Genomic DNA, 25,653 nt, shown 5'->3' with positions numbered 1-25,653 from the left:
CGGCCGCGCCGGCGGGAGGCCCGGCGACGCTGCCACCGTGCCGCCGCCTCTCAGCCGCCCGATACGGGTGGCAGGACGGCGATCTCGTCGCCGGTGCTGAGCTGCGACTCTCCGACCGCCGGCTCGCCGTTCAGCCAGACCCTGCTGGCAGCCAGGACGGCGCTGAAACCCTCGCCGAAACTCGCCTTCGCCCAGTCCAGCGCTTCGGCCACCGACGACGCCTCGGTCTGGGTGCTGCCGACGCCAGCCGCTTCGCGCGCCCCCGCGAACAGGCGGATCGTCACCGTCGGCATCGCTGCGATGCTACCGATCACGTCTCAGCGCAGCCTCTAGGGTCGGGCGCCGTGACACAGCATTCGGAATTGCTGGCGGTGCGGCATGGCCAATCCGAGTGGAATCTGCGCGGCCGCTGGCAGGGACAGGCCGATCCTGCGCTGACTGGTCTCGGCGAGCGCCAGGCCGAGATCGCCGCCGACGCCTTGGCAACGACACTCGCTGCCGCCGACGACAGCTGGCGGACACCCGCTATGCGCGGGCGCGATCTGCACACCGGCCGGCATGCGTTCGACTTGCCGGCGTTCGACCTCATCGTGTCGAGCGATCTGCAACGGGCGCGCCGGACCGCCGAGATCATCGCCAAGCAGCTCGGCGTCAGCGACGTCGTGACCGATGAGGCACTGCGTGAGCGCAGCGCGGGACCATGGGAGGGTCTCACCCGGGCTGAGATCGACGAGGGCTGGCCGGGCGATGTCGCAGCCAGGAGATGGCCGCCCGGCTTCGAGTCCGAGGGCAGCATCGCCCGACGGCTGCTGCCGGCGCTGCGGCGGCATCTGTCCGTGTGCGGTCGCGTCCTGCTGGTGGGCCACGCCGGCGTGCTCAAGACGATCGACGCGCACGTCGGCCTCGGCGACGAGCGGGTGCCGAATCTGGCAGGCCGTTGGTTCTGGCTCGACGGCGCCGCGGCGGACGCCGCCTGGAACTGGGATCAGCTGGAGCCCCGCAACAGGGTCGAACTGGTTGCCTCTGACATCGATCTCATGATCGAGTAGCTGGGCCGACCGTCTCGGCTGCGGCGATCAGGACTCAGCGAGCCAAGCCACCGCATCTGCCGCGTCGATGTCGTCGTCGGCCAGCAAGCCCAAGGTTCGCTCCGCTCGTGCCAGTTCATCCTCGATGGCATCGAGTTCGCCGTCGCTGAGCAGTTCCGCCTGCAGCGCCGACTCGGGCGGCACGGCGCTCACTGCAGGCGGTGGCGACCCTTCGGGCCCGGATGCTGACGGCACGGGCGTCAGGCTAGAGCGAGAACCCCGCCAGTAGCCTCGATGCGAGTGCCGGAGCGCCGGATCGGCGCCTGCGGACATCGGGCCGCTAGCTCATCAGGTAGAGCAGGGGACTTTTAATCCCAAGGTGCCGGGTTCGAGTCCCGGGCGGCCTACCGCACCGGCAAGTCGCTAGCGCAGCATTGCCAAAATCAACCCATCCGAAGCGGCACCCGTGGGCCTTCGACAAGACGAGACTGGCGCGTCGCGGTCACATAGAGTGACTCGTGTGGTGAGCTTCCCGATTGTCCGACTCGATGGGGAGCTACCGCTCCCCACTTACGCAATGCCAGGTGACGCGGGTTGTGACCTCTTGGCCGCTGAAGGCGTCACCCTCAAAGCAGGCGGTGGTCGGGCGATGATCCCGACTGGAATTGCGGTTGCCATTCCCTCTGGTTTCGCCGGTTTTGTTCAACCTCGAAGTGGCCTCGCATGGCAACACGGCGTGACCTGCGTGAACTCGCCCGGTTTGATCGACAGCGGTTACCGGGACGAGCTGCGGGTGCTACTCGTGAACACGGATCCGTCTGAGGACTACGAAGTTCAGCGCGGCGACCGCATCGCCCAGCTGGTCATCCAGCGCGTGGAACAGGCCGAGTGGGATGTGGTCGACTCACTCGATGAGACCGAGCGGGGCCTCGGCGGATTCGGGCACTCAGGCCGCTGAATCCAGGCGGCGTTCGCTATTGCTGTCACACCCCGTCGGTAGCCATGAACCCATGACGACGAAGCCGCCGACGCTGCCGCCGCTGACCCTGTTCGATGCATCTCAATTCGAGTTCGAGACCGATCAGACAGCCAAGACGCCTGGTCGGGTTCCGTCCACGGGGCTCCGCGTCGGCGGCTTCATTGCCGCGGGACTGGCCCGGAAGGTCGTCGCCGACGCCGATGCGGCGAAGGCCCGCAGGCGCCGTGCGCGGGCGCGCCTGGCAAAGCGTCGCTACCTCGCCGACACCGAGGGCTACGAGCGCATCGAGCAGACTCGCCGCGCCCTGCACCTCGTGGCCGACTGAGTCACATCGTCGCAGTCAGCGGCTGGGCTCCCGGTCCGATTGGCCCGTGCCGTCGTCGGTCGCGTCCTGACGCAACGCAGCAGCGGCCATGTGCGCTCCGCCGATCTGGTGCGGGTTGATGACGCGATCGGCGCCTGCCTGACGCAGCTTCGGCAATGCCTCCGGCGAGTTCGCTCTCGCCACGATGAACAGCTCGGTGCACAGCGCGCGGGCGCTCAAAGCGACATAGAGATTGTCGGCGTCGGAATCCAGGGCCACCACCAGCGAGCTCGCCCGCTCGATGCCGGCGTCTTGCAGGGTGCTGTCGTGGGTGGCGTCGCCGGACAGCATGTGCAGATCGCCGGAGTCGATGTCGGCGTCCTGGTCAATGAGCACCACCTCAGTGCCCGCGTCGATCATGGCCTCGGCGATCGCCTGGCCGACTTGGCCGTAGCCGCAGATGACCGCGTGACCGGAAAGACTGTCGATGGAGCGCTGCATGCGCCGCCTCCTGATGTGGTCGTCGAGCCGTCCCTCGAACAGCATCTCAATCACGACACCGATCGTGTACAGCGACGTGCCGGTGCCGAGCAGGATGAGAGCGATCGTGAAGATCTGGTACCGCGCTCCTACACCCGCCGGATCGCTGTAGCCGACGGTCGAGACGGTGATGACCGTCTGGTACAGCGCGTCGAGCGCTCCCAGCCCCAGCAGCACATACCCGGTGGTGCCAGCTGCCAAGACGAACACGAGAACGGTGACGCCGACGACGAGACGATCGACGGGTTCGAGACCTCCGGAAAACAGACGCCGCCGCGATTCCCTGCGCAGTCGCGGACTCTGGCGCGCCTGCCGCCGTCCCAACACGCCCTTCATCGATTGCACGCTATTGCGGCCAGCCACGCGGGCCGTGCCTACGATGGCCGCCGTGATGGTCTGGCTGGACCTCGAGATGACCGGGCTGGATCATCGGCGCCATCGCATCGTGGAGATCGCGACGGTCATCACCGACGACTCGCTGGAGATCGTCGCCACCGGACCGTCGCTGGTCATCGGGGCGACACGGGCAGATCTCGACGCCATGGACTCCGAAGTCCGCCAGATGCACGAGGCGACAGGACTGCTCGACGAGATCGCCGTGTCGCAGATCACCGTGGCCGACGCGCACGAGCGCACGCTCGCGTTTGTGAGCGAGCACGTTCCCGAGCCTCGCACCGCGCCGCTGTGCGGGAATTCGATCGGGACCGACCGCCGCTTTTTGGACCAGTACATGCCTGCACTGGAGGAGCACCTCCACTACCGGGTGGTCGACGTGTCGTCGATCAAGGAGCTCGCCAAGCGATGGCGGCCGGGCGTCGCGGCAGCCTGGGCGGATCTGAGTCGATCCCGTGCGGGCACCACCAAGCACCGGGCACTTGACGACGTGCTCGAGAGCATCGATGAGCTGCGCTTCTACCGCGACCAGTGGCTGCAACCGGGTGCAACCGGCCCAGCCGCCGACACGGTCGCTGAGTCCGCCGCAGAATCGAACGCTCTTTAGAAGTTGGGGCGGCTCGCTAGTCTGCACCTCGTGTCACGCCCGACTCGCGAGGAGCAGATGCCGCCCGACGGCAAGATCACCGAGCTTGCGCCCGACGTGCGCCGGCTGCAGCTGCCGATGTCCATGCCGGGTCTCGGGCACGTCAACTGCTACATCCTCGACGACGACCGCGGTGCCGCCCTCGTCGATCCCGGCCTGCCGGGCCCGGCCAACTGGAAGGCACTCATGGCAGGGCTGGCCGAGGCCGAGGTGCCGCCCGAGCGAGTCCACTCCATCATCGTCACCCACAGCCACCCGGACCACTTCGGCGCCGCAGGGCGCTTCCATCGGGAGTACGGCGCCGACGTGGTCACCCACCGTCATTTCCGGCTGTGGTGGGACACTGCCGACGAGGACGAAGAGGCGCTGGAACCGGTGTCGTCCGACGGCGAGAACAACGAGCTGGTTGCCGACCCTGTGTACGGCGGGCGCGATACCGGACCAGGCGGCCCGACGCCGTGGGGCGGTCAGCGCTACAAGATGCCCATCCGGGCCAAGCTCGGCTACTGGGCAATGCGCAACGGGTGGGGCGGGCGCTGGTTTGCCACCCCACACCCCACGCATCACGTCGAGGACGCTGACCGCATCAAGCTGGCGCGGCGCGAGTTCGTGGCAATCCATACGCCGGGGCACACCATCGACCACCTGTGCCTCTTCGATCCCGAAGGCGGGTTGATGATCTGCGGCGATCACGTGCTGCCGACGATCACCCCGCACATCTCGGGCATCACCACGGCTCGCGACCCGCTCAAGGACTTCTTCTCCAGTCTCGACCGGGTCGCCAGCTTCGACGGCGTGAAGATGGGTCTGCCGGCCCACGGCCAACCCTTTACTGATCTGAGCGGGCGCGTCGACGACATCAAGCGCCACCACAACGAGCGCCTGGACCTGCTGCGCACCTCCTCGGACCGGCTCGGGCGGGCACCCGTGCAGGACTACATGAAGCAGCTGTTCAAAGAGCGTTCCTGGGGTCCGATGGCCGAGTCCGAGACGTTCGCTCACCTGGAGCATCTGCGTTACATAGGCGAGGTCAGCGTCTCCCGGCGCCCCGACGACGTCCTCGAGTACGAGTTCGACTGAGCACATCTGCGCCCGCTGCAGCGGGTGCGCAGAAAATAACTTGACACGACCTGTCGTGACATGGTGCTGTTGGCACCGCTGCGGCCTATCGTCGGGTATCCGCAGCTAGCCAGTTGCCCCGACCATTCGCTTGATTGGACCACCAATGTTCGACCACGGCGCCGACACCACAGCGCGTGCCTGCGGGTATCGCGTACGGGTGCCTGCACCTGGCGCGCGCTGCCGTTGGCAAACCGCCACGCGCATGCGGGCGTGCGGTACGGCCGCCGGTGTGTTCACGGCGGCGGGCCCGATGCCGGTCATGTTCCAGCATGCGGTGCGCGGTCACGGTGCCAAGCCGACGGCAATCACGAAGCGCCACCGCCTGCGGCCCTCGGAGTGTCTGATGTAGTCCACTGAGACACCAGAACTCTCCGAACGGCCGCTGGGACAACCCGGCGGCCGTTTTGCGTTTCCGCTGCCCGTACTGACACCCCCGACCACTGCCACATCACCACCCACACGACACAGGAGAAAGCTCATGCTGCAACTGGTCATCGACAACACAGCAGCCCTCACCAATGAGGGCTGGCGCGCACGGGGTCGCTGCCGCGACCTCGTGGGCACCCTGACCCCGCTGTTCTTCTCGGAGAACTTCTACGAGATCGCTCGCGCCAAGGCCATCTGCTCGGCGTGCCCGGTGGTGAGCGAGTGCTTCGACGCCGCCAAAGCACGCCACGAGCCATGGGGCGTGTGGGGCGGCGAGCTCTTCGAGAACGGGCGCGTCTGTAGGGACAAACGCCCACGCGGCCGGCCGCCCAGAAGCGGCCACCCGCAACTCGTGATCGAGGAGGTGCCGCTGCCTCCCGACTTGGCCCGCGCCTGAGTCTTCCCCTGCTCAGGCGCGTCCTCGAGACGGCCCGCCCCGGCGGACTGAGGCTGCCCGAAATGGGCGGCTGGCAGCCCCGGGGCGGGCCGTCAAGCGGCGCTGCGACATAGGGCGATACGGGCATCGAAGCATCTGGTCACCGCCGCGATGCCGCTCGCAGCCTGAATCAGCCGCCCGGCAGAGCGCAAGTAGCCTCGCCCCTGCATGGAATCACCGGGCGGCGCACGCTGGCGGGCACAGCTCAGGGGCTGGCGCGGCGGCCTGTTCGCCCTGCTCGGCCTCTACGCACTCGGTGCGACGGTGTTCCTGTTGGCAGGCGGCGGTCGGCCCGCCATGACCTCGCTGGTGGCGATGGAAGCCGAGGTTGAGGGCGGCGATTCCGCAGCCGGGACCGGCCCGGACAGCCCAGGCAGCTCCGAGGGAATTGCGCCTGCCGCGACCGGCTCGGTCTCGGAGACGGTCACAGCGTCGGAAGCGCCGCCGGCGTGCAATGACATCGATCCCGTCGAGCACGACGTGGATCCGGGCCTCACCGGTGTGCACGCACTGGGATTCGTGACGCTCGAAGAGCTGCCCGCAGCATTCGCCGGGTATGAGGGCTGCCCGCTCATCGTGAACTTCTTCGCGTCATGGTGTGTGCCCTGCGTCACCGAGATGCCCGACTTCGAACGCTTCTGGAACACCCATGGCTCGCAGGTGGCGGTGCTGGGACTGGCAGCCAACGATCGGCTGGAAGACGCCATTGCTACGGTGGCTGACCGCGGTGTGACCTACCCCACCGGGCTCGACGAGGGTGAGCTGTTCATCGACTTCGGCGGGCTGGGCATGCCCACCACGGTGTTCGTGTCCCCCCAAGGCGAGATCCTGGAAACGCACAGCGGTCTGCTCACCCTCGACGACATCACCACCCGAGCAGAGGAGCACTTCGGGCTGTAGGCCCGAAGAAAGGACACAGCGGCATATGAACGGCGCTCGACTCACCTTCGCCTTCACCGCGGGCATCGTGGCAACGATCAACCCGTGCGGCTTTGCCATGCTGCCCGCTTATCTGTCGTTCTTCCTGGGAATCGACCGCCGTGCGGCCGAGGGCAGCTCGCGCGCCGGCGTCGGGCGGGCACTCGCCACCGGCGCCGTCGTCACCACTGGCATCGTGGTGGTGTTCGGCATTGTCGGTATTGCGTTATCGGCGGGTCTCAGCGCCCTGCGCGACTACGTGCCGTGGGCGGCCATCGTCATCGGTGCGGGACTCATCGCGCTCGGCGTCGCGATTCTCGCCGGGTTCCGCCTGACGGCGTACCTGCCGAAGTTCGAGCGCGGGGCGGGCGGCCGCGATGTGCGCTCGCTGTTCCTGTTCGGCGTCAGCTACGCCATCGCGTCGGTGTCGTGCGGGCTGGCGACGTTCCTCGTCGTGGTCACGGCCTCGGCAGGCGACGACAGCTTCGTCGGCGGCATCGTGTCGTTCGTGCTGTACGCGCTGGGCATGGGCATGGTGCTCACGTCGCTGGCGGTCAGCTTGGCGCTGGCGCGCGGCTGGCTGCTGAGCAAGCTGCGGGTGCTCATGCGGCACACCGACACCATTGCAGCGGTGCTCTTGATCGCGGCGGGTGCGTTCACCATCTGGTACTGGTTCATCGACCTGACCGACCGCGGCGGCGACGGACTGGTGGTGACTGTCGAACGCTGGAGCAGCAGCCTGAGCAACTGGGTGGCCTCGGTCGGCGGCGTGCGACTCGGGCTCATCATGAGCATCGTGCTCGCCATCGGACTCATGGCGATGCTGGCGACGGGTCGCCGCAGCGAGGCGGCCTCTGCGGGCGATGACGGCGAGCTGTCAGATCCGGACCAAGCAGACACTGCCGCTGGGGTGCTGAACTAAGCCGCTGTGGCACTGCACCTGAAGGACCGCACGCTGCTTGACGCCGAGCGGCCCTTTGCCGAGCTGCTCGGACGGCCGGGCGTGACCGAGGTGCTGCAACTCCGCTCGCGCTTCGGCTTCATGGCGTTTCACGGAGGCTGGCTCGAGGAGGTCACCGACGACATCGCCTCGACGGCGGCCGAACGCAGCGGCGCCTCGGTGTATGCCTGCCTGCAAGGCCCTGACGATCAGTGGCATCTGCCCAGTCACTGCTTCGATCCGGCCGACTCGCCCGTGCTGCGCGAGTTCCTCGACCACGTCGACGTCGTGGTGGCGGTCCACGGCTTCGGCAGCCCACGGTTGCTGCGAGCCGTGCTGCTGGGCGGGCGCAACCGGACGCTCGCGGCACATCTCGCGGTGCACCTGATCGGGCGGTTGCCGCACTACGAGATCCTTCATCAGCTCGACGAGATCCCCAAGTCGCTGGCCGGCCAGCACCCGCGCAACCCGTGCAACCTGCCTCGCGGCGGCGGCGTGCAGATCGAGCTGCCGCCGCGCATCCGCGGCAAGAGCCCGATGTGGACCGGATTCCGCGGTCCCGGGCGGGTACCCCATCACGAGGCGCTCATCGAAGGTCTGGCGGCCGCAGCTCGGGCCTGGCCGTCCTCGGAGGTTCCGCACGGAGCCGCCGCGGAGCTGGTGCCCGAGCCTGCTCTCGCCGACTGAGATTTCGGCGATGTCCTTGCGTGTCGCAGCCACGGTTGCGGCAGCAGGAATCGTCGGTGCGGCTGTCCGCTGGAGCATCGACGCACCCCTCGACGGCAACTGGGCGCTGCTCATCGCCAACGCGGTCGGCTGCGGCGTGGTCGGCTGGGCGACCGCTCGTCACGAGCGAGTCCGACGCCGCAGGCCCCGTCGGGCCGGCACCCCCAGCGCTGGCCACAGCGATGCCGGCCCCCCGGTTGGGCTGACGATCGGTTTCTGCGGGGCGCTGACCAGCATGTCGGCGCTTGCGCTGCAGCTCGCACGGCACCTCGACGACGGCCAAGTCGCAACCGCAGGCGCTTGGCTCGTTTTGACGATTGCGGCCTGCACTGCGGCGTTCGTCATGGGCCGCTTCGTCGTGCTCGCGAACGTGAGGCGGCCATGACGACGCTGGCAGTGGCGGTGGGATTTGGCGTGGCAGCCGCGGCGGGCACGATTCTGCGCTGGAGAGTCAGCGTCGCGCTCGGTCCGGGCGGGACGCTGCTGATCAACATCTGCGGTGCTTTCGCACTCGGATTGCTCGCAAGCACATCGGGTGCCGCGGCAACCATCCTGGGCACTGCGGGCCTCGGCGCCCTCACGACCGTCTCGGGGATTTTCCCCGAGTCGATCCGGCTGTCCCGAGCCAGCCCGCTGCTGGCGCTCGGCTACATCTCCCTGACGATCACCGGCGCCACCGCCGCCGCAACCGCCGGCCTCGCCCTCGCTTAGCTCGCAGGCACAGATTCACCAGCTGCCCGCTGAGCTCGTCAGGCAGGGGCGGGAATCTCGGTGAAGTTGAGCCAGGGATGGAGCACTTCGGGCACCGCGATGGAGCCGTCGGACCGCTGGTGGTTCTCCATGATGAACACGAGCGTGCGGCCGATGGCGCACGCAGTGCCGTTCAGCGTGTGCACCAGCCCGCTGCCGTCGTCATCGATCCAGCGTGTGCCGAGGCGCCGGGCTGAGTAGTCGGTGTAGTTCGAGCACGACGTCACCTCGCGGTAGGCGCGCTCGGACGGCAACCACACCTCGAGGTCGTACTTCTTGGCCGCCGCCGCGCCCAAGTCGCCTGCCGCCACGTTGATGACCCGGTACGGCAGATCGAGCGAGCTGACGATCTCCTCCTGGATGGCCCGCAAAGCCTCCAGCTCCTCCCAGCTCGCATCGGAGTCGCAGAAGGAGAACATCTCCACCTTGTCGAACTGGTGGACGCGAAAGATCCCGCGGGTGTCCTTGCCGTGGGTGCCGGCCTCGCGCCTGAAGCACGACGAGAAGCCCGCGTACCGCAGCGGCAGCGAGGCCCGCTCCACGCGCTCGCCCCGGTGCAGGCCCGCCAGCGCCACCTCGGACGTGCCGATCAGGAACAGGTCGTCGCCGTCGATCTCATACACCTGATGACGGTCGGCAGGGAAGAACCCAGCCTCGACCATCATCTCCTCGCGCACCAGCACCGGCGGCACGACAGGCAGGAAGCCGTTGCGCTCCAGCACGTCCATGGTCCACTGCACCAACGCAAACTCCAGCCGCACGGCGGCGCCTTTGATGTAGGCGAACCGGGTGCCGCTGTTGCGCGCCCCGCTCTCGGAGTCGACCAGACCGGTCAACGCTCCGATCTCGGCATGGTCGTGGGCGGGCGGGTCGCCCCGCTCTCCCACCTCACGCACCGTCTCGAAGTGCTCCTCACCTCCCGAAGGCACGTCAGCCGCGGCCGGGTTCGGGATCTGCAGCGCCAGATCGGCGCGGCGCTCGGTGGCAGCACGCTCGTCGGCCTCGAGCCGTTCCACCGCTTCCTTGTGGCGAGCCGCCTCGGCGATCTTGGCCGGACGGTCCTCAGGGGCACTGCGTCCGATCTCACGCGACGCAGCGTTCTGTGCTGCCCGGGCCTGCTCAGCTTGGTGGGTGATCGAACGCCATGCTTCGTCGGCCGCGAGCACCTCGTCGATGAACTCCTGCGCGGTGCCCTTGCGGGCGGCCCCGTCCCGATAGGCAGAGTCCTCTCGAAGCCGGCGGAGATCGATCACGCCGGGTGAAGCTACCGGCGTCTCGGGCCCGCGCCGGATCGGCGGTGCTTGCGCACGCGCTCGGCGCCCGCAAGCATCGCCAGATGCCAGATCACGCGCCGGCCCCCGACCGGCACCTCCGCTTCGAAGCCTCTGACACGCCGCCGCTGCCGCTCACCGCCGGGCTGGGCCTGCAGTTCGCGATCCTCGCCATCGCCGGCATCGTGCTGACACCTGCCATCGTCGTCCGCGCCGCTGACGGATCGGACGCGTACTTGGCGTGGGCGGTGTTCGCGGCCGCAGCCATCAGCGGCGTCAGCACCATCTTGCAAGCGGTCCGGTTCGGGCGCATCGGCGCGGGCTACGTGCTGCTGATGGGCACCTCCGGTGCGTTCATCGCAGTGTGCGTCACGGCGCTCGCCGACGGCGGTCCGGGGCTCCTGGCCACCTTGGTCGTGGCCTCGTCGCTGTTCCAGTTCCTGCTGGCCGCGAAGCTGTCGCTGTTCCGGCGACTGTTCACGCCGACCGTGGCCGGGACCGTGGTGATGCTCATCGCAGTCTCGGTGATGCCGCTCATCTTCGACATGGTGGCTGCCTCGCCCGAAGGCGCTGCCGCGGCGAGTGCGCCCGTCAGCGCCCTCGTGGCCGTCGGCGTCATTGTGGTGATCGCGCTGAAAGCCCGGGGCAGCCTCCGCCTGTGGGCGCCGGTGATCGGCATCGTGGTGGGATCAGTCATCGCGGCATTCTTCGGGCTGTATGACTTCGACCGGATCGCCGACGCCGGCTGGATCGGACTGCCGGACGGCGGCTGGCCCGGTTTCGACTTCACGTTCGGATCGGAGTTCTGGATCCTCCTGCCGGGTTTCGTGTTCGCCACCCTCATCGGCGCCATCGAGACCATCGGCGACTCGGTGGCCATCCAGCGGGTGTCCTGGCGGCGGCCCCGGGCCGTCGACTACCGGGCCGTGCAGGGTGCTGTCGCCGCCGACGGCACCGGCAACCTGCTGTCGGGATTGGCCGGCACGGTGCCGAACACCACCTACTCGATGAGCATCTCGGTCACTGAGCTGACCGGCGTGGCGGCGCGACGGGTCGGCGTGGCCATCGGCGCTGCGTTCATCGTGATGGCGTTCGTGCCAAAGGCACTCGCGGCGGTGATGGCAGTGCCCGACGCCGTCGTCGCGGCGTACGCAACGATTCTGCTGGCGATGCTGTTCGTGACCGGCATGCAGATCGTCATCGCCGACGCGACCGACTACCGCAAGGGGCTGATTGCGGGCTTCTCGTTCTGGATCGGCGTGGGCTTCCAGAACGGCGTGATATTCCCGGACTACCTCGAAGACTTTGCCGGCGGGTTCCTCGAGAACGGCATGACCGCCGGCGGGCTGACGGCGATTGTCCTGACGCTGTTCACCGAGATCACCCAAAAGCGTCCACAGCGGCTCCGCTGCGAGCTGGCGGCATCGTCATTGCCGCAGATTCGGGTGTTCTCAGGTCGCTTCGCCGACCGCAGTGGCTGGAGCCGGGCGATGGCGGACCGTCTCGATGCAGTAACCGAGGAAGCGTTGCTGACGCTGATCGACGTCGACCGGCCTGCGGGTGCGGGTGAAGGTCGCACTCTGCGGTTGACAGCGAGCAAGCAGGACGGCAGTGCCCTGCTCGAGTTCGTGGCCGCAGCGAGCGGGGAGAACATCGAGGACCGGCTCGCCGTGCTGGATTCGCACAGGGTGGAACGGCCGGTCGAGCGCGACCTGTCGCTTCGAATGCTGCAGCATCACGCCGCATCGGTGCATCATCAGCAATATCACGAGGTGGATATCGTGACCGTCCGCGTTGACGTACCCGACCCCAGAATGCTCACCGAGGCGTGAGGACCGGGTCAGCGTGGCGAGGGGATGCTCCGATGACCGAACCGTCCTATGACGTCGTGTGGCCCGGAGCGCCGTCGGGCATCGAGCACCGGGAGCTGGCGCCGCGACTCGACACGCTGGCCGGCAAGCGGATCGGATTCCTGTGGGACTACCTGTTCCGGGGCGACGAATTGTTCCCGATCCTCGAGCGCGAGCTCACTGCCCGCTACGAGGGGGTGACGTTCGTCGGCTACGAGACGTTCGGCAACACCCACGGCGGCGACGAAGCCGCCGTGATCGACCGCCTGCCCGACTCGCTGCGATCACGGGCTGTCGACGCCGTCGTGTCGGGCATGGGTTGCTGAGGCAGCTGCACGCCCGCCGTGGCGCGGGCAGCCGTAGCGGCGGAGACCGCGGGGGTGCCGTCGGTCTCGATCGTGTGCGAGAGTTTCGACGGCCAGGCCGCCGCCACCGCACGGGGGTACGGCTTCGAGCAGCTTCCGGTGGCGCTCACCGTGGGCCACGTGGATGCCCAATCCGCTGCCGAGATGACGGCCAACTTCGTCAATCACACTGTGGATGCCGTGGTCGAGGGTCTGACCGGGGCATCCGCCGAACGCAACGGCACGAACGGAGCGTCTGCGCTCGGTAATCGAGATAGACGCGCTCCGGCTGCGATGGGCCCATACAGCACAGCGATGAGCGGTTCCGTCGACGAGATCAACGACGCCTTCGCCGAGCGGGGCTGGTCCGACGGGCTGCCGATCGTGCCGCCGACGCGGGACCGTGTCGAGAGGTTCCTGGCAGGCACGGGCCTGGATCCCCAGCAATCGCTGGGCCTCGCCCGCACCACCGGCAGGAACATGACCGTGTGGTCGGTGGCCGCCAATGCCGTCATGGCGGGCTGCGAGCCGGCACACCTGGGCGTGCTGCTGGCCGCGGCGCGCATCCTTGCCGACCCGCACTACGGCGCAGAGCACTCGGGCAACACCACCGGCGCCGACGCCCTGATGATCCTGGACGGTCCGAATGCGGCAGCGCTCGGCTTCAACTCCGGTGTCGGCGCACTGCGCGACGGCGTGCGCGCCAACACCAGCGTCGGCCGCTGGCTGCGGCTCTACCAGCGCAACGTGTTCGGCTTCACCGCGGCCGAGCACGACAAGTCCACCTTCGGGAACACATTCCGCGTGGTGCTGTGCGAGGACCAAGCCACGCTGGCCGACATCGGCTGGGATCCCGTCAGCGCCGAGTTCGGCTTTGGCCCTGACGACGACGTGCTGACCATGGCCCGCTTCAACAGCGGGGCCATCGTCGGCAGCGTGTTCGGCTCGACCCCTGACGAGATCGTGCCGTACCTTGCCGACGGCCTGGCGCGGATCACCGGATGGGACCTCGGTCACCTGTACGGCCTCGGCCGAATGCACTACCGGCCGCTGCTGGTGCTGTCACCGATCCTGGCGCGCACCTGCACAGCAGCCGGCTGGACCAAAGCAAACCTGGCCGAGGCCCTGTTCGAACACGCTCGCATCCCGGCGTGGCGCTTCGAGAAGCTCCTCGGCGAGTGGACCAACCTGGCAGCAGGCCGCCCCCGGCTCACCGATGTCGTCGCGGCCGGCGACTTGCCGTCGCAGTTTGCCGAATCGGACGACCCGGACCGCCTGGTGCCGATCGTCTCAGAGCCGGCGAAGTTCGTCATCGCCGTGGCAGGCGACGCGAACCGCACCAACGCCTACGTGTTCAGCCACGACGGCCCCCACGGCGACTACACCGCCGCAGCGGTCGAACACCTCGGCCGCAGCTGACGGCCGGCGGCGCTGCGCGTCGCGGCGGCTCAGCGATCAGCAGCTGAGGCCGGGACTGAGATCGCAGCCGGCTGGGTCGGTCCAGAACAGCATTGAGGTGCCCATCGCCGCGTAGACCGCGATAGCGAGCACCAGCCCTCCTACGAACATCCACGTGAACAGCTTGTTGTCGAAGCGCAGGTGCATGAAGTACGCCACGACGATCTCGAACTTGACGACCATCAGTATCAGCAGCAACGGCACTTCCAGCGGGCCGACCCTGTCATCGAAGAAGTAGATCAGCACTTCGGCCGCCGTGAGCACGGCCAGCAGCAGTGCGACCTTGATGTAGCCCCAGTCGCTCAGGCCGTGGTCATGGTCGTCGTGAGCCTCGTCGGAGGGGTGGATCTCTTCGGATGCGGCTTCGGTGGCGGTGCTCATCGCTGCACTTCCTACGGGATCAGGTACACGACCGCGAAGATCACGATCCAGACGATGTCGACGAAGTGCCAGTACAGGCCGATGATCTCGACAGTCTCTGCTCGCTCAGGACCGATGATCCCTCGATTGATCATCGCCCACAGCGTGACCAGCATGATGATGCCCAGCGACACGTGGACGCCGTGGAAGCCGGTCAACGTGTAGAAGGCCGACGACGAGATGCTGACGGTGAAGCCGAGGCCTTCCCGGTAGAAGCTCGTGAACTCGTACACCTGACCGGCGATGAACACGGCACCCTGCGCTGCAGTGGTCAGCAGCCACAGCTTGCAGCGCTCCATCTCGCCCCTGGCGATCGCCGACACCGCGAGCACCATGGTGAGCGAGCTCATCAACAGCACGAACGAACTCACCGAGGTGAACGGGATGTCGAACAGATCGGCGGCTTTCAGCGACCCTTCGCCCGAGAGCGGTTGACGGTTGCGCAGCAACAGGTAGGTCGAGATCAACGCCCCGAAGAGCAGGCAATCCGAACCCAGGAAGGTCCACATCGTCAGCTTCTCGTTGGACAGGCTCGTGGTGGGCGGGACGATCTCGTAGTCGTCCCACTCCGTGCGCGGGTAGGCGATCTGCGGTTCGTCGCCTTCGGCCGGTTCGACGGCTGCCGCTGTGCTGCCGGTCGTGGGGGTGTCAGTCACCGGCGGCCTCCCCGTTTGGGGTGCTGGCGGTCAGCACGCCGTTCCCGTCATCATGGCCGTCGGGGCTGTCGTCATGTTGCCCGCCGCCATGATCATCGTCGTGGTCGCCATGCCCGTCGTGGCCGTGACCGTGACCCGCATCGGGATCGGTGGCCGGCTCGAGGGTCCAACCGAACATGGAACCGACCAGCAACAACAGCCCGATGCCGGCGATCCACAGGTTGTAGATCAGCCCGAACCCGATGAGCGGCATGCCCATCGCCAGCACGATCGGCCAGTACGACGGCGACGGCAGGTGCGGGTGCTGATCGCCGATCTGGGCGATGTCGTTGCCGTAGGCAATCCGTCGCAGCTTGCCGGTCTCGTCGGGCTGGTATTTCTTGTGCCAGAAGTCGTCGACATCGCTCACCACCGGCACGTAGTCGAAGTTGTGCTCGGGCACCGGCGAGGGAATGGCCCATTCCAGCGTGCGGCCGTCCCACGGGTCGGCTCCGGCCGCCGGCTCCAAGCCCCGGCGGTAGCGACCCCACGTGCGGAAGATGTTGACGGCCAGGATCACCATGGCAATGAGCATGAAGAAGTAGCCGATGGTGGCGATCTTGTTCCAGAACTCGAACCCGTCGAATTCCCCATAGACGCTGTGGCGCCGGGCCATGCCCTGCAGGCCCACGATGTGCATCGGCCCGAACGTGACGTTGAAGCCCAGCAGCATCAGCCAGAAGTGCCAGCGGCCCAGCCGCTCGTTGAGGTGGTAGCCGAACGCCTTGGGCCACCAGTAGTACAGGCCGGCGAACATGCCCATGAGCGCGCCACCCACGAGCACGTAGTGGAAGTGCGCCACGATGAAGTACGTGTCGGTCTGCTGGGTGTCGGCGGGCGCGATCGCATGCATGACGCCAGACAAACCGCCGATCGTGAACATGGCTACGAGCGACACCGAGAACATCATCGGCACGGTGAAGCGGACCTTGCCCGCCCACATGGTCGCGATCCAGTTCAGGATCTTCACGCCCGTCGGCACCGCGATGAACATGGTGGTCGCCGAGAACGCCGCCACCGAGACCGGCCCCATGCCCGAGGTGAACATGTGGTGCGCCCACACGCCCCATCCCATGAAGCCGATGGCCGCACCCGACAGCACCACGATCGGGTAGCCGAACAGCGGCTTGCGGCTGAACACCGGCAGCGTCTCGGACACCACGCCGAATGCCGGCAGGATCAGGATGTAGACCTCCGGATGACCGAATATCCAGAACAGGTGCTGCCAGAGCAGGGCATCGGCACCCGCGTCGACATTGAAGAAGTTGGCATCGAAGGTTCGATCGAACGTCAACAGGATCAGCGCCACCGTGATGACCGGCAGGGCGAACACCAGCAGGAACTGCACCACCAGGATCATCCAGGTGAACACCGGCATGCGCAGCAGGCTCATGCCCGGGCAGCGCATGTTGATGATGGTCACCAGCAGGTTGATGGCACCCAGCAGCGAGGCGATGCCGGCAATCTGCAGGCCCAGGGCGTAGAAGTCCATGCCGTGGCCAGGGCTGTAGGCCATGCCGGTGTTGGGCGCATAGGCGAACCAGCCGCCGTCGGCGCCGCCGCCCAGGAACCAGCTGAGATTCAGGAAGATGCCGCCGAAGAAGAAGATCCAGAGGCCCAGCGCGTTCATGCGCGGGAAGGCCACGTCCCTGGCGCCTATCTGCAACGGCACGAGATAGTTCGCGAACGCGTTCGCCAGCGGCATGATCACCAGGAAGACCATGGTGACGCCGTGCATGGTGAACAGCTGGTTGTAGAAGTCGGCGCTGATCACCTCGCCGTCAGGCGCCCACAGCTGCAGGCGCACCAGCCCGATCTCGAGGCCGCCGATCAGGAACCAGAACAGCGCGAGGGCGCCGTACATGATCCCGATCTTCTTGTGGTCCACCGTGAAGAGCCACTCGCGCCAGCCGGTTGCGTGCGTAGGACGGGCGAAGACGCCGGTACGCGGTGAATCGTCTGCGTGCGAGTCCGGCTCGGCCACCTCCAGCTCAGTGCCCGGTCCGGCGCCGTCGGGAGAGTCAGCGCTGTCTGGTCGATCGGTGACGATTGCCATCGGGTCGTCCTCCTCAGCCTGCGCCGGCGTTCGTCGCGGGCAGCACCGGCTCGCTGCCAAGGGTCTGCAAGTAGGCCATCAGGTTGTCGAGGTCTTGATCGGTCAGCACCTCGGAGAAATCCAGCATGCCCTGCTGGTTGTCGGCACGAGCCGGCTTCATGTCGGGGGCGTTGCGCACCCACTCACGCAGTTCGGCAAGGTTGAGCTTGAGACTTCCGTCGGGATTGCGCAGGTATTCCCCGTCGGGCCCGATCTGGTAGGTCTCGTAGAGCGCGCCGGCAAAGGCGGTGCGGCTCATCAGGTTGGTGAGATTCGGCGCGATGCCCGCCAGGAGGTTCGCGTTGCCCCCGGCCGCGCTCTCGTAGGGGCCGTCGACGACGTGGCAGCTGATGCAGTGGGTCTCGAACAGCGTGGCGCCGGCCGATTCGGGCGATCCCTCGTCGGGCGCCTTCTCGGCTGCTTCCTGCCCGGCCAGCTGTTCCTGCTTCCAGCGCTCGAAATCGGCGGGCGTGAGCACGATGGTCCGCATCTGCATGTTGGCGTGGCTCAGCCCGCAGAACTCCACGCACTCGCCGTAGAAGATGCCCGGCTCGTCGGAGCTGATCAGCCACTCGTGGATCCGGCCGGGCACGGCGTCCTTCTTGCCGTTCAGCTGGGGGATCCAGAACGAGTGGATGACGTCGTTGGAGTGAATCTCGAGGTTGACCTCTTCGCCGGTCGGGATGACCAGGTCGTTGGCCGTGACGATGTCGTAGTGGCCGTCATCGTCGAGGTCGTAGCTGAACTGCCACCACCACTGCTGGCCCTCGACTTTGATCGTCTGGCCGTCGCCCTCCCTGGCGAGAGCAAACACCTCGGGGAGTGTGTAGATCGTGAGGAACACGAGCATGGCCGTGGGGATGATCGTCCAGGTCAGCTCGGCCTTGCGGTTGCCGTGAATCTGCGGCGGCAGGTCGTCGGGGTCGTCGGTGGGCTTGGCCCGGAACTTCACGATGATCGTGGTGACCGCCGCCGCCACGAAGATGCCGACACCCACCGCCATCCAGCCCGACAGGCGCATCAGGCCGTCGATGTCCTGAGCCTCCTGGCCCACCGGCTTGGTGGCGTCGAGACGACCGGTGGCACAGCCCGCCGCCATCGCGGCCAGCAACGTCAGCGCGATCAGACGCCAGCGTCGAACGAGGCCGGTGCCCATCACTCGTGGCCTCCGTCCGATTCGCTCATCCCGCTCGATTCGCCGCTGCCGTGATCGCCAGTCCCTGCCTGTCCGCCAGTTTCGCTGTGGTCGCCGGCCTCGGCGTGGCCGACATGGTGGAACTCGCGCTCGCCGATGACGGCCGAGGTGATGCCGGCGACGATGAGCGCGACACCGCCCAGCACCAGCATCGACGCGGTGACGGCGCGTCGCAGCTGCGGCTTGGCGTACACCAGGAAGGCGAACGCCAGGATCACCGCTGCGATCACGATGGCCGCATAGCTTGCCGCCGTCTTGCTGACGGTCAGGAAGATGCGAGACGCGAGCACTACCGGTATGGCGATGCCCAGCGCTCCGTAGAGCGAGATCTCGAAGGGCCGCAGCAGGCGTGCGCGCTCGACTGCATTCGACGCCGCATCAGTGGACAGGTGCTCGGCCCAGGCGCTCATGGTCCACTCGATCGCGGAGATCAGCAGCAACGCCACGCCCGCGATGGTGAGCAGCGAGTCGGTCACCAAGCCCACCATGAGCACGCCCATGCCGACCGCAGCCATGATCGGCCAGTACGCCGGTGCCGGCCGGTGCTCGTGCGAGTGCTCCCGGTCGAGCGAGTCTCCGTCGCCCACGGTGAGCGCAAGCGCGAACAGCAGGGCGAATGCCCCGGCGGCGACGCCCAGCACGATCGTGGCGTACATGACCACGTGACCGGTGCCGTCCATGCCGGTGAGCACGCCGACCACCACGGCGGCCGCGGCAGCCAGCGCGATGCGTCCGGCGAAGTACCTGCTGGCGATGCCGACCATCGATCCCCTACTTCACCACGTACACGACGTACCAGGTGGCGGCCCACGCAAGCACGGCGAAGTCCCAGAAGAACACCGCTGCGCCCAGCGGCGTCGAGCGATCGCGGCCCACACCGCCGCCCAGCGAACGAAGCGTCATCAACCCCAGGTAGAACATGCCCACGATCAGGATGGCCAGCGAGAGTCCGGTGACGGCGAACGCCAAGGTGGCCCATTCGCCCGAACCGATCTCGATCTCCATGCGGTTCAGGCTGAACATCACCATGTTGAAGAAGGCCAGTCCCATCACCAAGGTGAGCGCCATGCCCACCCAGGTGTGGCCGCGCTCGCCGCGGCCGCTGGCCCACACGGCCCAGTGCGCTGTGACCACCGAGACCAGCAGGGTGATGAGCGCATAGACGAGCTGCGGATTCGGCACTGAATGGCCGGCGAGCCAATCGTGGCCGGGGTCGATGCCCGATGCGTGCCGACGTGCCATGTAGTGGCCCAGCGCCCCCGCGACCGCCATGGCGCCGGCCGCTATGGCAAACCCGGTGCCGACCAGCTGGCTGCGGGGGCGCGGCGGGGGGCCGGGGACGGTGTAACGGCCCGGCTGCTGGGCTTCGACGGCGCTCGTCGTGTCCGTCATCAGGCCGGCACCTCTTGCGCGTCGCGTTCGACCGCGGCCCCGTTGCCGTTGAGCCCGTTCTCACCGAGCAACGGCGTTCCTGACGTGAGCTCTGGCAGGGCTTCGGCCGGACCGAGCGGGGGCGGCGAGGGCAGCAGCCATTCCGGCGTCAAACCGCCCCACGGGTCGGCCTCGGCCTCGGCGCCTTTGCTCATGACAACGCAGACGACCAAGTTCAGCACCACGAGCGCCACGCCGGCCAGCACGATGACGACGCCGACAGCGCCGAGTATCGAGAGCCCTTCGGCGACGGAGGCGCCCGTGTCATCGACCTGGCCGATGTAGCGACTGGTCAGCAGCGGCTCGCCGTACACGAACTGCGGCTGCTCAGTGAACGCACCTGACAGCGTCGGGCCCAGCCAGGCCAGCAGCGCTCCCCCGCCGATCGCCAGCAAGCTGCCCAGTCCGGCAAGCTCGGACAGTCGTCGGCCCCAGATCTTGGGCGCCCACCAGTGCAGCGCAGCCAGCGCGCCCAGCAGTCCTGCGCCGTAGATCAGCAGGCTCTGCTGGCCCGTGACCCAGGTGCTGAATCGCAACGGCGTATTCCCGTCGACACCGCGTCCTGCAATCTGCAGCCAGTCCACGCCGGCGCCGATCAGGCCGATCAGCGCGGCGGCGGCGACCAGTGTTCCGGCGGCGAATGCAGCCAGCACTGCCGTGGTCGGGCGCGGCCACCTGCGGCTCTGCCAGACGGTGAAGCCCAGCAGCGCCAGCAATCCTGAGACTCCTGCGAGGGCCCCCGCATACAGGCCCACCAGCACGATGCCCTCGAGGCCGTCGACGATGTCGCTGCCCTCCGGGCTGATGTCGTCCATGGTGATGCCGAAGTTGGCCCAGGCGCCGAAGCCGAACAGGCCGACCAGACCCATGGTGAAGTACAGCGCGATCGGTTCGAAGACCCAGCGGCGGGCGGCGGCCAGCATGATCTCGGCGACCACGCCGAGCACCGGCACTACGTAGATGAACAGCTGCGGCGTGCGGTACATCCAATCGATGCGCGGCCAGATGCCGTAGTTACCGCCCAGAAAGCGGGGGCCGTAGCGGTGCTCGATGTACAGAACGACGATCTGGCCGAGCACCACGCCGAGGCTGACCACCAGCATCGAAGCCGTGACGAGCGCCGACCAGGCGAACGGGGGCGTGCGGTCCATGTACATGCCCGGTGCACGCATGGTGAGCGTGGTGACGGCAACGCAGATCGCTCCGGTGAGCAGCGATATCACGAGCCCCGCCAGGGCCAGCAGGTGCAGGTCGACCCCGTCGGAGAAACCGCCGCCCGGGCCGCCGTTGGCGATGTACGCCCCGACGAGCACGCCGGCTGATACCAGCCAGCCCCAGAACGACAGCGCAGCGGCCCGCCCGAAGGCCACGTTCGGAGCGCCCACCTGCAGCGGCACCACATAGATGGCGATGCCCAGGAACAGGGGGATGAGCATGCCGAACACCAAGGCATCCCGGGTGAACGTGAAGACCTGCACGAATGAGTCGGCGCCCAGGACGGTGTGCCCGTCGGACGAGGCCAAGTCGAAGCGCACCAGCAGATCGGCAACCGCGCCGGCGAGGGCGAACAGCAGCGAGCAGGCGATGAACAGCCGGCCGATGCGCTTGTGGTCAGCAGTGTTGAGCCAACCGAACGCCGTCGGGTCTTCCGCCGGAGTGGTCCCGGCAGATCCTCCCGAATGCGTTGCTTCGGTAGTGGCGTCGGTCATGCGGCGAAGTGGTTCCCGGACTCGGCTGGCAGCGCCGCTTCGGGGCGACACCAACGGCGCACTCTAGCGACCCGCGGCCCCCTCAACCAGATTGTTCGCCCTGTTGCTTCCCGCTCTTGTTCGCTGCGCTCACGGGCCGCTCGGGCCACGGCTGTGCCTATCGGCTCAGCCTCTGACCAGATCACCAGCTGAGCCGAATGACCACGTCGGCGGCCATCGCCACGAACAGCAGCCCCAGGTACGCGATGGAGGTGTGAAAGACGCGCATCGCGGACCGGGGAGTCAACGCGCGCCACAACGTCAGCAACTGCCACCCGAACGCAGCACCGCCCGCCAGCGCGACCGCCCAGTACAGCCCTCCCGTTGAAGCGGCCACGGCGAACCACAGCGACAGCGCGATTACGGCAACGGTGTGCAGGGTCATCTGGACCAGCACTGAGCGCTCGCTGGCCACCGAGGGCAGCATCGGCACCTCGGCAGCGTCGTAGTCGGAGGCGTAGCGGATGGCCAGCGCCCAGAAATGCGGCGGGGTCCAGAAGAAGACGATGCCGAACGCGATCCAGGCCTCAAGCGACAGCGTGCCGGTGACGGCCGCCCAGCCGACGAGCACCGGCGCAGCGCCGGCTGCCCCGCCGATGACGATGTTCTGAGCCGATGTCCGCTTCAGCCACAGGGTGTACACGAACACGTAGAACAAGCACGCGGCCAGCGCGAGCAGGGCTGCGAGCAGATTGGCGCCCCACCACAAGATGCCGAACGCCGCTGTCTCGAGCACCACGCCGTAGATCAACGCAGCGCGCGGTGTCACCGTGCCGACGACCAGCGGGCGGTGTGCCGTGCGTTCCATCGTCGCGTCAATGTCGCGGTCGAGGTACATGTTGAAGGTGTTGGCGCCGGCCGCAGACAGCGTGCCGCCGACGACGGTGAGCAGCATCAGCGCCAGGCCAGGGACGCCGCGTTCGGCTACGAACATCGGCGGCACGGTCGTCACCAGCAGCAGCTCGATGATGCGCGGCTTCGTGAGCGCGACGTATCCCCGCAGTGTTGGGCGCAGCGCCGCCAGCATTGCCGTGAGGCTACGAGTCGCCCCTAGCGTTTCGGCGTGAGCTTGACGCGCCGGTCGGATACCGGTGAGCGCCGACTTGTAGTTGCACCCCAAAGGTTCGCCCTGATCGCGCGCTGGGCGCTGTGGTCGCTCGTGGCGATCGTCATCACCGGCTCGCTCGTACGGCTCACCGGCAGCGGTCTGGGATGCAGCGACTGGCCGAACTGCGAGCCCGGCGAGTTCGTGCCGGCGGCGGATTTTCACGGCTGGGTGGAGTTCGGCAACCGCATCGTGACCGGCCTGGTGTCAGTGGCCGTCGTTGCGGCTGTCGGGGCATCACTGTGGCGCCGGCCGCGCCGGGTCGACCTGGCCTGGTGGTCGCTGGGGTTGGTGGCTGGTGTGGTCTTCCAGATCGGTCTTGGCGCCGTGACAGTGCTGACTCACCTGTCCCCGCCGATCGTGATGTCGCACTTCCTGGCGTCCCAGGTGCTGGTGGCCGCTGCGGTGGTGTTGCAGTACCGAGCGGAACGCGAGCCGTCCCGTGGCGACAGTCCTGCAGCCGGAATGCCCACGCACATCCGGACGCTCGCTTGGCTCGCCGCGACGCTGACGGCTGTGGCCCTGTTCACCGGAACCGTGGTGACCGGCACAGGCCCTCACGGCGGTGATGAGCACGTCGAGCGCTTGCAGTTCGCCCTTCCCTCCGTGGCACGTCTCCACGGCATCACGGTGGCGGTGCTGGCTGCCGTCACGCTGCTGCTCGCCGCTGCGGTCCGGCGCGTGGCCGCGGCACCGGACAATGAGGCCGCCGGCGCGGGAGCTGCCGTGCTGCGCCGGCGCGTCCGGGTGGTGATCGCTGTCATGGCCGCGCAGGCGGCGATCGGGTACGTGCAGTACTTCAACGAGCTGCCGGTGCTGCTGGTGGCGCTGCATGTCGTGGGCGCGACGCTGCTCACCATCACGATGACTCGTTTGGTGCTCGCGACGGAGGCCGGCAGTTGGGCCCCGGCGAGGTCCGAGGTTGGCGAACCGGTTGGCATCGCGGGCCGCGGCTTCGCAGAATGAAGCCGTGAGCTCCACCGCTCCGGTTGTGTCGCCCCGGCTGGCACAGGCGCCGGCTGTTGCCGATCCCGAGGTCGTCCGCGATCCGACCAGTGAGGACGAGCACGGCACCGACGTGCCGTGGGTGGTGTTGGTCTGGAATGACCCGATCAACCTGATGAGCTACGTCGTGTACGTGTTCCAGAAGCTGTTCGGCTACAGCGAGGCCAAGGCCACCGAGCTGATGCTGGACGTGCACAACAAGGGCCGCGCCGCGGTCGCGTGGGGCTCGCGCGAGAAGGCCGAGCTGGACGTCTTCCGGCTCCACGAGTACGGCCTGTGGGCCACCATGCAGAAGGACAACTGAGCGGTGAGCGGGACACGGTTCGGGGCGCGCGGCTCGCTGGTGAGCGTGCATCTCGACGACTGGGAACGTCGGCTGCTGACCGAGATGGTGGGCGAGCTGCGATCCAACCTGCTCGACCACACACCGGCACGCGACGGCGGCGACGGTCTGGACCCGTCGTTGCGGCGCCTGTTCCCGCCTGCGTATCTGAGCGATCCCGACCGGGATGCCGAGTACCAGCGCCTCATGCGCGACGAGCTGCTGGCCGAACGCCTGGAGCATCTCGATCAGCTCGACGGCACGCTCGCTGCGGACCATCTCGATGACGAGCAGATCACGGCCTGGCTGCAGGGTCTGAACGAGCTGCGCCTGGTGCTCGGCACCCAGCTCGACATCTCCGAGGAGGACGATCCCGCCGAGCTCGACCCGCACGATCCGGCTCAGCGGCCGCGGCTGCGCTACCACTACCTCGGCGGCCTGCTCGCGGAGCTCATCGACGCCGCCCACCGTTGAGCCGCTCGCCGTCGGCTCGAACGTGGTCGGACTGCGGGCTCGGCCTAGCCTGAGATGCCCGGCCCCCATCGTCTAGCGGCCTAGGACACCGGCCTTTCACGCCGGCGGCACGGGTTCGAATCCCGTTGGGGGTGCTGTCGAGCGTCGTGGCCTGAGTGCGGCGCTTGCACAACTTGACCGGGGCAAAGCCGACGTGCTCATCGCGACGAGCGTCGACCGGCTCGCCCGCAACACCCTCGAGACCTTGCTCTTGTTCGACCACGCGGAGCGTTTGGGCTGGGATCTGATCACCCTCGACGCCCCCGAGGGCGTTCGGACTCGCGGCGGACGACTGCAGGTAGGCGTGCTCGCTGTCATCGCCGCCCACGAAGCCGGCATGGCCCAGGACCGCACCAAGGCAGCCCTGCAAACCGCTAAGCGCAACGGCACACGTCTCGGCAGGCCCGGTCGCCAGTCGGAAGAGGCCCGAGTCCTCTCAGCGCAGCTCGACGCTGACGGCTACAGCCTGCGCGAAATCGCCGCTGCGCTCCAGGTCGCAGGCATTCCCACCGCCACCGGCAAGACCACCTGGCACCACTCCAGCGTCGCAGCCCTGCTCAAGAGCAATCGGGACCGAGACCGCCAAACCGACTAACCGCCAACGGCGAGCAACTCCGCGACCGAAGCCGGCGGGGTTCCGCTCCATGCGGGGCCAAGCCCAGTCAAACCATGCCGGGCCTCGACTGCCAAGCCATGTCGAAACGACGATCCACCCGCAACGCAACAGCAAATGCTGACGCGAGTGCTCAGGTCGGCACTGCCTCGCGAGCGGCGCGCCGCTTGCGCCACCGTTCCGATGCGAACCCGACAACCAAGACAACGGCGACCCACGCGACGATTGCCAAGACACTGCCTGTCAGGTAGTACACAAGAAGCCACACCGCGGCGGACGCCACGTGTAGGGCAAGGCTCTTCCACGAAGTGAGTTCCTCGCGAAGCGCTTCCCAGAACGTGGGCGGAGTTGCCGTTTCGCCGCCGTCGCTCATGGTCTCA

At 67.7% G+C, this 25,653-nt stretch carries 30 protein-coding genes, 2 tRNA genes and 1 pseudogene; 20 read left to right on the top strand and 13 right to left on the bottom strand.

Going from position 1 to position 25,653, the window contains the following annotated elements; genetic code table 11:
* Positions 1-50: 50 nt before the first annotated feature.
* Complete coding sequence (locus ACOGXE_RS09085; protein ID WP_419930611.1) at positions 51-293, bottom strand: MoaD/ThiS family protein; 243 nt, start codon at positions 291-293, stop codon at positions 51-53.
* A 51-nt stretch (positions 294-344) separates the two neighbouring features.
* Between ACOGXE_RS09085 and ACOGXE_RS09080 the strand changes: the two genes are divergently transcribed.
* A complete protein-coding gene (locus tag ACOGXE_RS09080) occupies positions 345-1,049 on the top strand; it encodes a histidine phosphatase family protein (protein WP_419930610.1) in 705 nt (234 codons plus the stop codon).
* A 27-nt stretch (positions 1,050-1,076) separates the two neighbouring features.
* Here the strand turns inward: ACOGXE_RS09080 and ACOGXE_RS09075 are convergent, their stop codons facing one another.
* Positions 1,077-1,283 (bottom strand): hypothetical protein, encoded by a 207-nt coding sequence (locus tag ACOGXE_RS09075; RefSeq protein ID WP_419930609.1) that lies wholly within the window; start codon positions 1,281-1,283, stop codon positions 1,077-1,079.
* A 79-nt stretch (positions 1,284-1,362) separates the two neighbouring features.
* On the opposite strand from ACOGXE_RS09075, the gene ACOGXE_RS09070 reads away from it, so the two are divergent.
* The 3 genes from ACOGXE_RS09070 to ACOGXE_RS09060 all read left to right on the top strand — a co-directional run bounded on the left by ACOGXE_RS09070 (position 1,363) and on the right by ACOGXE_RS09060 (position 2,332).
* Positions 1,363-1,435 (top strand) — tRNA-Lys (locus ACOGXE_RS09070).
* Between the two features lie 59 nt (positions 1,436-1,494).
* Positions 1,495-1,986, top strand: a complete 492-nt coding sequence (gene dut / locus ACOGXE_RS09065; RefSeq protein ID WP_419930608.1) for a dUTP diphosphatase — start codon at positions 1,495-1,497, stop codon at positions 1,984-1,986.
* 52 nt (positions 1,987-2,038) lie between these two features.
* Positions 2,039-2,332 (top strand): hypothetical protein, encoded by a 294-nt coding sequence (locus ACOGXE_RS09060; RefSeq protein WP_419930607.1) that lies wholly within the window; start codon positions 2,039-2,041, stop codon positions 2,330-2,332.
* Between the two features lie 15 nt (positions 2,333-2,347).
* On the opposite strand, the gene ACOGXE_RS09055 is transcribed toward ACOGXE_RS09060, so the two are convergent.
* Complete coding sequence (locus ACOGXE_RS09055; RefSeq protein WP_419930606.1) at positions 2,348-3,187, bottom strand: potassium channel family protein; 840 nt, start codon at positions 3,185-3,187, stop codon at positions 2,348-2,350.
* 55 nt (positions 3,188-3,242) lie between these two features.
* Between ACOGXE_RS09055 and orn the strand changes: the two genes are divergently transcribed.
* The 8 genes from orn to ACOGXE_RS09015 all read left to right on the top strand — a co-directional run bounded on the left by orn (position 3,243) and on the right by ACOGXE_RS09015 (position 9,169).
* Positions 3,243-3,851 carry an oligoribonuclease gene (gene orn, locus ACOGXE_RS09050; RefSeq protein ID WP_419933503.1) on the top strand — a complete coding sequence of 203 codons (609 nt, stop codon included), beginning with the start codon at positions 3,243-3,245 and terminating at the stop codon, positions 3,849-3,851.
* 30 nt (positions 3,852-3,881) lie between these two features.
* Complete coding sequence (locus tag ACOGXE_RS09045; protein ID WP_419930605.1) at positions 3,882-4,970, top strand: MBL fold metallo-hydrolase; 1,089 nt, start codon at positions 3,882-3,884, stop codon at positions 4,968-4,970.
* A 520-nt stretch (positions 4,971-5,490) separates the two neighbouring features.
* Positions 5,491-5,835 carry a WhiB family transcriptional regulator gene (locus tag ACOGXE_RS09040; protein ID WP_419930604.1) on the top strand — a complete coding sequence of 115 codons (345 nt, stop codon included), beginning with the start codon at positions 5,491-5,493 and terminating at the stop codon, positions 5,833-5,835.
* Positions 5,836-6,042: 207 nt separating this feature from the next.
* On the top strand, positions 6,043-6,774 hold the full coding sequence (locus tag ACOGXE_RS09035; protein ID WP_419930603.1) for a TlpA family protein disulfide reductase: 732 nt from the start codon (positions 6,043-6,045) through the stop codon (positions 6,772-6,774).
* 25 nt (positions 6,775-6,799) lie between these two features.
* Entirely contained in the window at positions 6,800-7,714 is a 915-nt protein-coding gene (locus ACOGXE_RS09030) for a cytochrome c biogenesis CcdA family protein (protein WP_419930602.1), read from the top strand.
* A gap of 6 nt (positions 7,715-7,720) precedes the next feature.
* Positions 7,721-8,419 (top strand): poly-gamma-glutamate hydrolase family protein, encoded by a 699-nt coding sequence (locus ACOGXE_RS09025; protein WP_419930601.1) that lies wholly within the window; start codon positions 7,721-7,723, stop codon positions 8,417-8,419.
* Between the two features lie 10 nt (positions 8,420-8,429).
* Positions 8,430-8,843 (top strand): fluoride efflux transporter FluC, encoded by a 414-nt coding sequence (locus ACOGXE_RS09020; RefSeq protein WP_419930600.1) that lies wholly within the window; start codon positions 8,430-8,432, stop codon positions 8,841-8,843.
* Positions 8,840-9,169: a CrcB family protein gene (locus ACOGXE_RS09015; RefSeq protein ID WP_419930599.1), complete on the top strand. Its 330-nt coding sequence runs from the start codon at positions 8,840-8,842 to the stop codon at positions 9,167-9,169. Before ACOGXE_RS09020 ends, ACOGXE_RS09015 begins: the two co-directional genes overlap by 4 nt.
* Before the next feature lie 38 nt (positions 9,170-9,207).
* On the opposite strand, the gene serS is transcribed toward ACOGXE_RS09015, so the two are convergent.
* The gene (gene serS / locus ACOGXE_RS09010) at positions 9,208-10,461 is read right to left on the bottom strand and encodes a serine--tRNA ligase (RefSeq protein WP_419930598.1); all 1,254 of its coding nucleotides are present in this window, start codon (positions 10,459-10,461) and stop codon (positions 9,208-9,210) included.
* Between the two features lie 83 nt (positions 10,462-10,544).
* Between serS and ACOGXE_RS09005 the strand changes: the two genes are divergently transcribed.
* Positions 10,545-12,311 carry a uracil-xanthine permease family protein gene (locus ACOGXE_RS09005; protein ID WP_419930597.1) on the top strand — a complete coding sequence of 589 codons (1,767 nt, stop codon included), beginning with the start codon at positions 10,545-10,547 and terminating at the stop codon, positions 12,309-12,311.
* Between the two features lie 32 nt (positions 12,312-12,343).
* Positions 12,344-14,092 (top strand): UGSC family (seleno)protein, encoded by a 1,749-nt coding sequence (locus tag ACOGXE_RS09000; RefSeq protein WP_419930596.1) that lies wholly within the window; start codon positions 12,344-12,346, stop codon positions 14,090-14,092.
* Positions 14,093-14,128: 36 nt separating this feature from the next.
* Here the strand turns inward: ACOGXE_RS09000 and ACOGXE_RS08995 are convergent, their stop codons facing one another.
* The 8 genes from ACOGXE_RS08995 to ACOGXE_RS08960 form a co-directional block, all read right to left on the bottom strand.
* Complete coding sequence (locus ACOGXE_RS08995) at positions 14,129-14,512, bottom strand: cytochrome C oxidase subunit IV family protein (RefSeq protein ID WP_419930595.1); 384 nt, start codon at positions 14,510-14,512, stop codon at positions 14,129-14,131.
* Positions 14,513-14,523: 11 nt separating this feature from the next.
* A complete protein-coding gene (locus ACOGXE_RS08990; RefSeq protein WP_419863417.1) occupies positions 14,524-15,207 on the bottom strand; it encodes a cytochrome c oxidase subunit 3 in 684 nt (227 codons plus the stop codon).
* A complete protein-coding gene (locus ACOGXE_RS08985; protein WP_419930594.1) occupies positions 15,200-17,302 on the bottom strand; it encodes a cytochrome c oxidase subunit 4 in 2,103 nt (700 codons plus the stop codon). The genes ACOGXE_RS08990 and ACOGXE_RS08985 overlap by 8 nt, the downstream gene beginning before the upstream one ends.
* A 13-nt stretch (positions 17,303-17,315) precedes the next feature.
* On the bottom strand, positions 17,316-18,497 hold the full coding sequence (gene coxB / locus ACOGXE_RS08980) for a cytochrome c oxidase subunit II (protein WP_419930593.1): 1,182 nt from the start codon (positions 18,495-18,497) through the stop codon (positions 17,316-17,318).
* The gene (locus ACOGXE_RS08975; RefSeq protein ID WP_419930592.1) at positions 18,497-19,300 is read right to left on the bottom strand and encodes a hypothetical protein; all 804 of its coding nucleotides are present in this window, start codon (positions 19,298-19,300) and stop codon (positions 18,497-18,499) included. The genes coxB and ACOGXE_RS08975 overlap by 1 nt, the downstream gene beginning before the upstream one ends.
* Before the next feature lie 7 nt (positions 19,301-19,307).
* Positions 19,308-19,928, bottom strand: a complete 621-nt coding sequence (locus ACOGXE_RS08970; protein ID WP_419930591.1) for a cytochrome c oxidase subunit 3 — start codon at positions 19,926-19,928, stop codon at positions 19,308-19,310.
* On the bottom strand, positions 19,928-21,676 hold the full coding sequence (locus tag ACOGXE_RS08965) for a cbb3-type cytochrome c oxidase subunit I (protein ID WP_419930590.1): 1,749 nt from the start codon (positions 21,674-21,676) through the stop codon (positions 19,928-19,930). The genes ACOGXE_RS08970 and ACOGXE_RS08965 overlap by 1 nt, the downstream gene beginning before the upstream one ends.
* Positions 21,677-21,857: 181 nt before the next feature.
* On the bottom strand, positions 21,858-22,742 hold the full coding sequence (locus ACOGXE_RS08960; RefSeq protein ID WP_419930589.1) for a heme o synthase: 885 nt from the start codon (positions 22,740-22,742) through the stop codon (positions 21,858-21,860).
* A 36-nt stretch (positions 22,743-22,778) separates the two neighbouring features.
* Between ACOGXE_RS08960 and ACOGXE_RS08955 the strand changes: the two genes are divergently transcribed.
* The 6 genes and pseudogenes from ACOGXE_RS08955 to ACOGXE_RS08930 all read left to right on the top strand — a co-directional run bounded on the left by ACOGXE_RS08955 (position 22,779) and on the right by ACOGXE_RS08930 (position 25,255).
* Positions 22,779-23,786, top strand: coding sequence for a COX15/CtaA family protein (locus ACOGXE_RS08955; protein WP_419930588.1), 1,008 nt, complete (start codon positions 22,779-22,781; stop codon positions 23,784-23,786).
* A 4-nt stretch (positions 23,787-23,790) separates the two neighbouring features.
* Positions 23,791-24,129 (top strand): ATP-dependent Clp protease adapter ClpS, encoded by a 339-nt coding sequence (clpS, locus tag ACOGXE_RS08950; protein WP_419930587.1) that lies wholly within the window; start codon positions 23,791-23,793, stop codon positions 24,127-24,129.
* 3 nt (positions 24,130-24,132) lie between these two features.
* Complete coding sequence (locus ACOGXE_RS08945) at positions 24,133-24,621, top strand: DUF2017 family protein (RefSeq protein ID WP_419930586.1); 489 nt, start codon at positions 24,133-24,135, stop codon at positions 24,619-24,621.
* Positions 24,622-24,682: 61 nt separating this feature from the next.
* A tRNA-Glu gene (locus ACOGXE_RS08940) sits at positions 24,683-24,755 on the top strand.
* An 8-nt stretch (positions 24,756-24,763) separates the two neighbouring features.
* Positions 24,764-25,039 (top strand): annotated as a pseudogene (locus ACOGXE_RS08935) (recombinase family protein); the annotation flags it as partial.
* Positions 25,025-25,255: a recombinase family protein gene (locus ACOGXE_RS08930; protein ID WP_419933502.1), complete on the top strand. Its 231-nt coding sequence runs from the start codon at positions 25,025-25,027 to the stop codon at positions 25,253-25,255. The pseudogene ACOGXE_RS08935 and the gene ACOGXE_RS08930, both read left to right, overlap by 15 nt.
* A 151-nt stretch (positions 25,256-25,406) precedes the next feature.
* On the opposite strand, the gene ACOGXE_RS08925 is transcribed toward ACOGXE_RS08930, so the two are convergent.
* Positions 25,407-25,646 carry a hypothetical protein gene (locus ACOGXE_RS08925; RefSeq protein WP_419930585.1) on the bottom strand — a complete coding sequence of 80 codons (240 nt, stop codon included), beginning with the start codon at positions 25,644-25,646 and terminating at the stop codon, positions 25,407-25,409.
* Positions 25,647-25,653 lie beyond the last annotated feature (7 nt).

The sequence above is a fragment of the Candidatus Poriferisodalis sp. genome (assembly GCF_965208555.1).
GTDB lineage: Bacteria > Actinomycetota > Acidimicrobiia > Acidimicrobiales > Poriferisodalaceae > Poriferisodalis.
This window is presented reverse-complemented; position numbering and strand designations above follow the sequence as displayed.

Excerpts from the sequence above, each read along its gene's own strand:
- ACOGXE_RS09085 (WP_419930611.1), bottom strand. The coding sequence starts at position 293 with ATGCCGACGGTGACGATCCGCCTGTTCGCGGGGGCGCGCGAAGCGGCT.
- ACOGXE_RS09060 (WP_419930607.1), top strand. The coding sequence starts at position 2,039 with ATGACGACGAAGCCGCCGACGCTGCCGCCGCTGACCCTGTTCGATGCA.
- ACOGXE_RS09055 (WP_419930606.1), bottom strand. The coding sequence starts at position 3,187 with ATGAAGGGCGTGTTGGGACGGCGGCAGGCGCGCCAGAGTCCGCGACTG.
- orn (WP_419933503.1), top strand. The coding sequence starts at position 3,243 with ATGGTCTGGCTGGACCTCGAGATGACCGGGCTGGATCATCGGCGCCAT.
- ACOGXE_RS09040 (WP_419930604.1), top strand. The coding sequence starts at position 5,491 with ATGCTGCAACTGGTCATCGACAACACAGCAGCCCTCACCAATGAGGGC.
- ACOGXE_RS09035 (WP_419930603.1), top strand. The coding sequence starts at position 6,043 with ATGGAATCACCGGGCGGCGCACGCTGGCGGGCACAGCTCAGGGGCTGG.
- ACOGXE_RS09030 (WP_419930602.1), top strand. The coding sequence starts at position 6,800 with ATGAACGGCGCTCGACTCACCTTCGCCTTCACCGCGGGCATCGTGGCA.
- ACOGXE_RS09020 (WP_419930600.1), top strand. The coding sequence starts at position 8,430 with ATGTCCTTGCGTGTCGCAGCCACGGTTGCGGCAGCAGGAATCGTCGGT.
- ACOGXE_RS09015 (WP_419930599.1), top strand. The coding sequence starts at position 8,840 with ATGACGACGCTGGCAGTGGCGGTGGGATTTGGCGTGGCAGCCGCGGCG.
- ACOGXE_RS09005 (WP_419930597.1), top strand. The coding sequence starts at position 10,545 with ATGCCAGATCACGCGCCGGCCCCCGACCGGCACCTCCGCTTCGAAGCC.
- ACOGXE_RS08995 (WP_419930595.1), bottom strand. The coding sequence starts at position 14,512 with ATGAGCACCGCCACCGAAGCCGCATCCGAAGAGATCCACCCCTCCGAC.
- ACOGXE_RS08985 (WP_419930594.1), bottom strand. The coding sequence starts at position 17,302 with ATGGCAATCGTCACCGATCGACCAGACAGCGCTGACTCTCCCGACGGC.
- coxB (WP_419930593.1), bottom strand. The coding sequence starts at position 18,497 with ATGGGCACCGGCCTCGTTCGACGCTGGCGTCTGATCGCGCTGACGTTG.
- ACOGXE_RS08975 (WP_419930592.1), bottom strand. The coding sequence starts at position 19,300 with ATGGTCGGCATCGCCAGCAGGTACTTCGCCGGACGCATCGCGCTGGCT.
- ACOGXE_RS08970 (WP_419930591.1), bottom strand. The coding sequence starts at position 19,928 with ATGACGGACACGACGAGCGCCGTCGAAGCCCAGCAGCCGGGCCGTTAC.
- ACOGXE_RS08965 (WP_419930590.1), bottom strand. The coding sequence starts at position 21,676 with ATGACCGACGCCACTACCGAAGCAACGCATTCGGGAGGATCTGCCGGG.
- ACOGXE_RS08960 (WP_419930589.1), bottom strand. The coding sequence starts at position 22,742 with ATGCTGGCGGCGCTGCGCCCAACACTGCGGGGATACGTCGCGCTCACG.
- ACOGXE_RS08925 (WP_419930585.1), bottom strand. The coding sequence starts at position 25,646 with ATGAGCGACGGCGGCGAAACGGCAACTCCGCCCACGTTCTGGGAAGCG.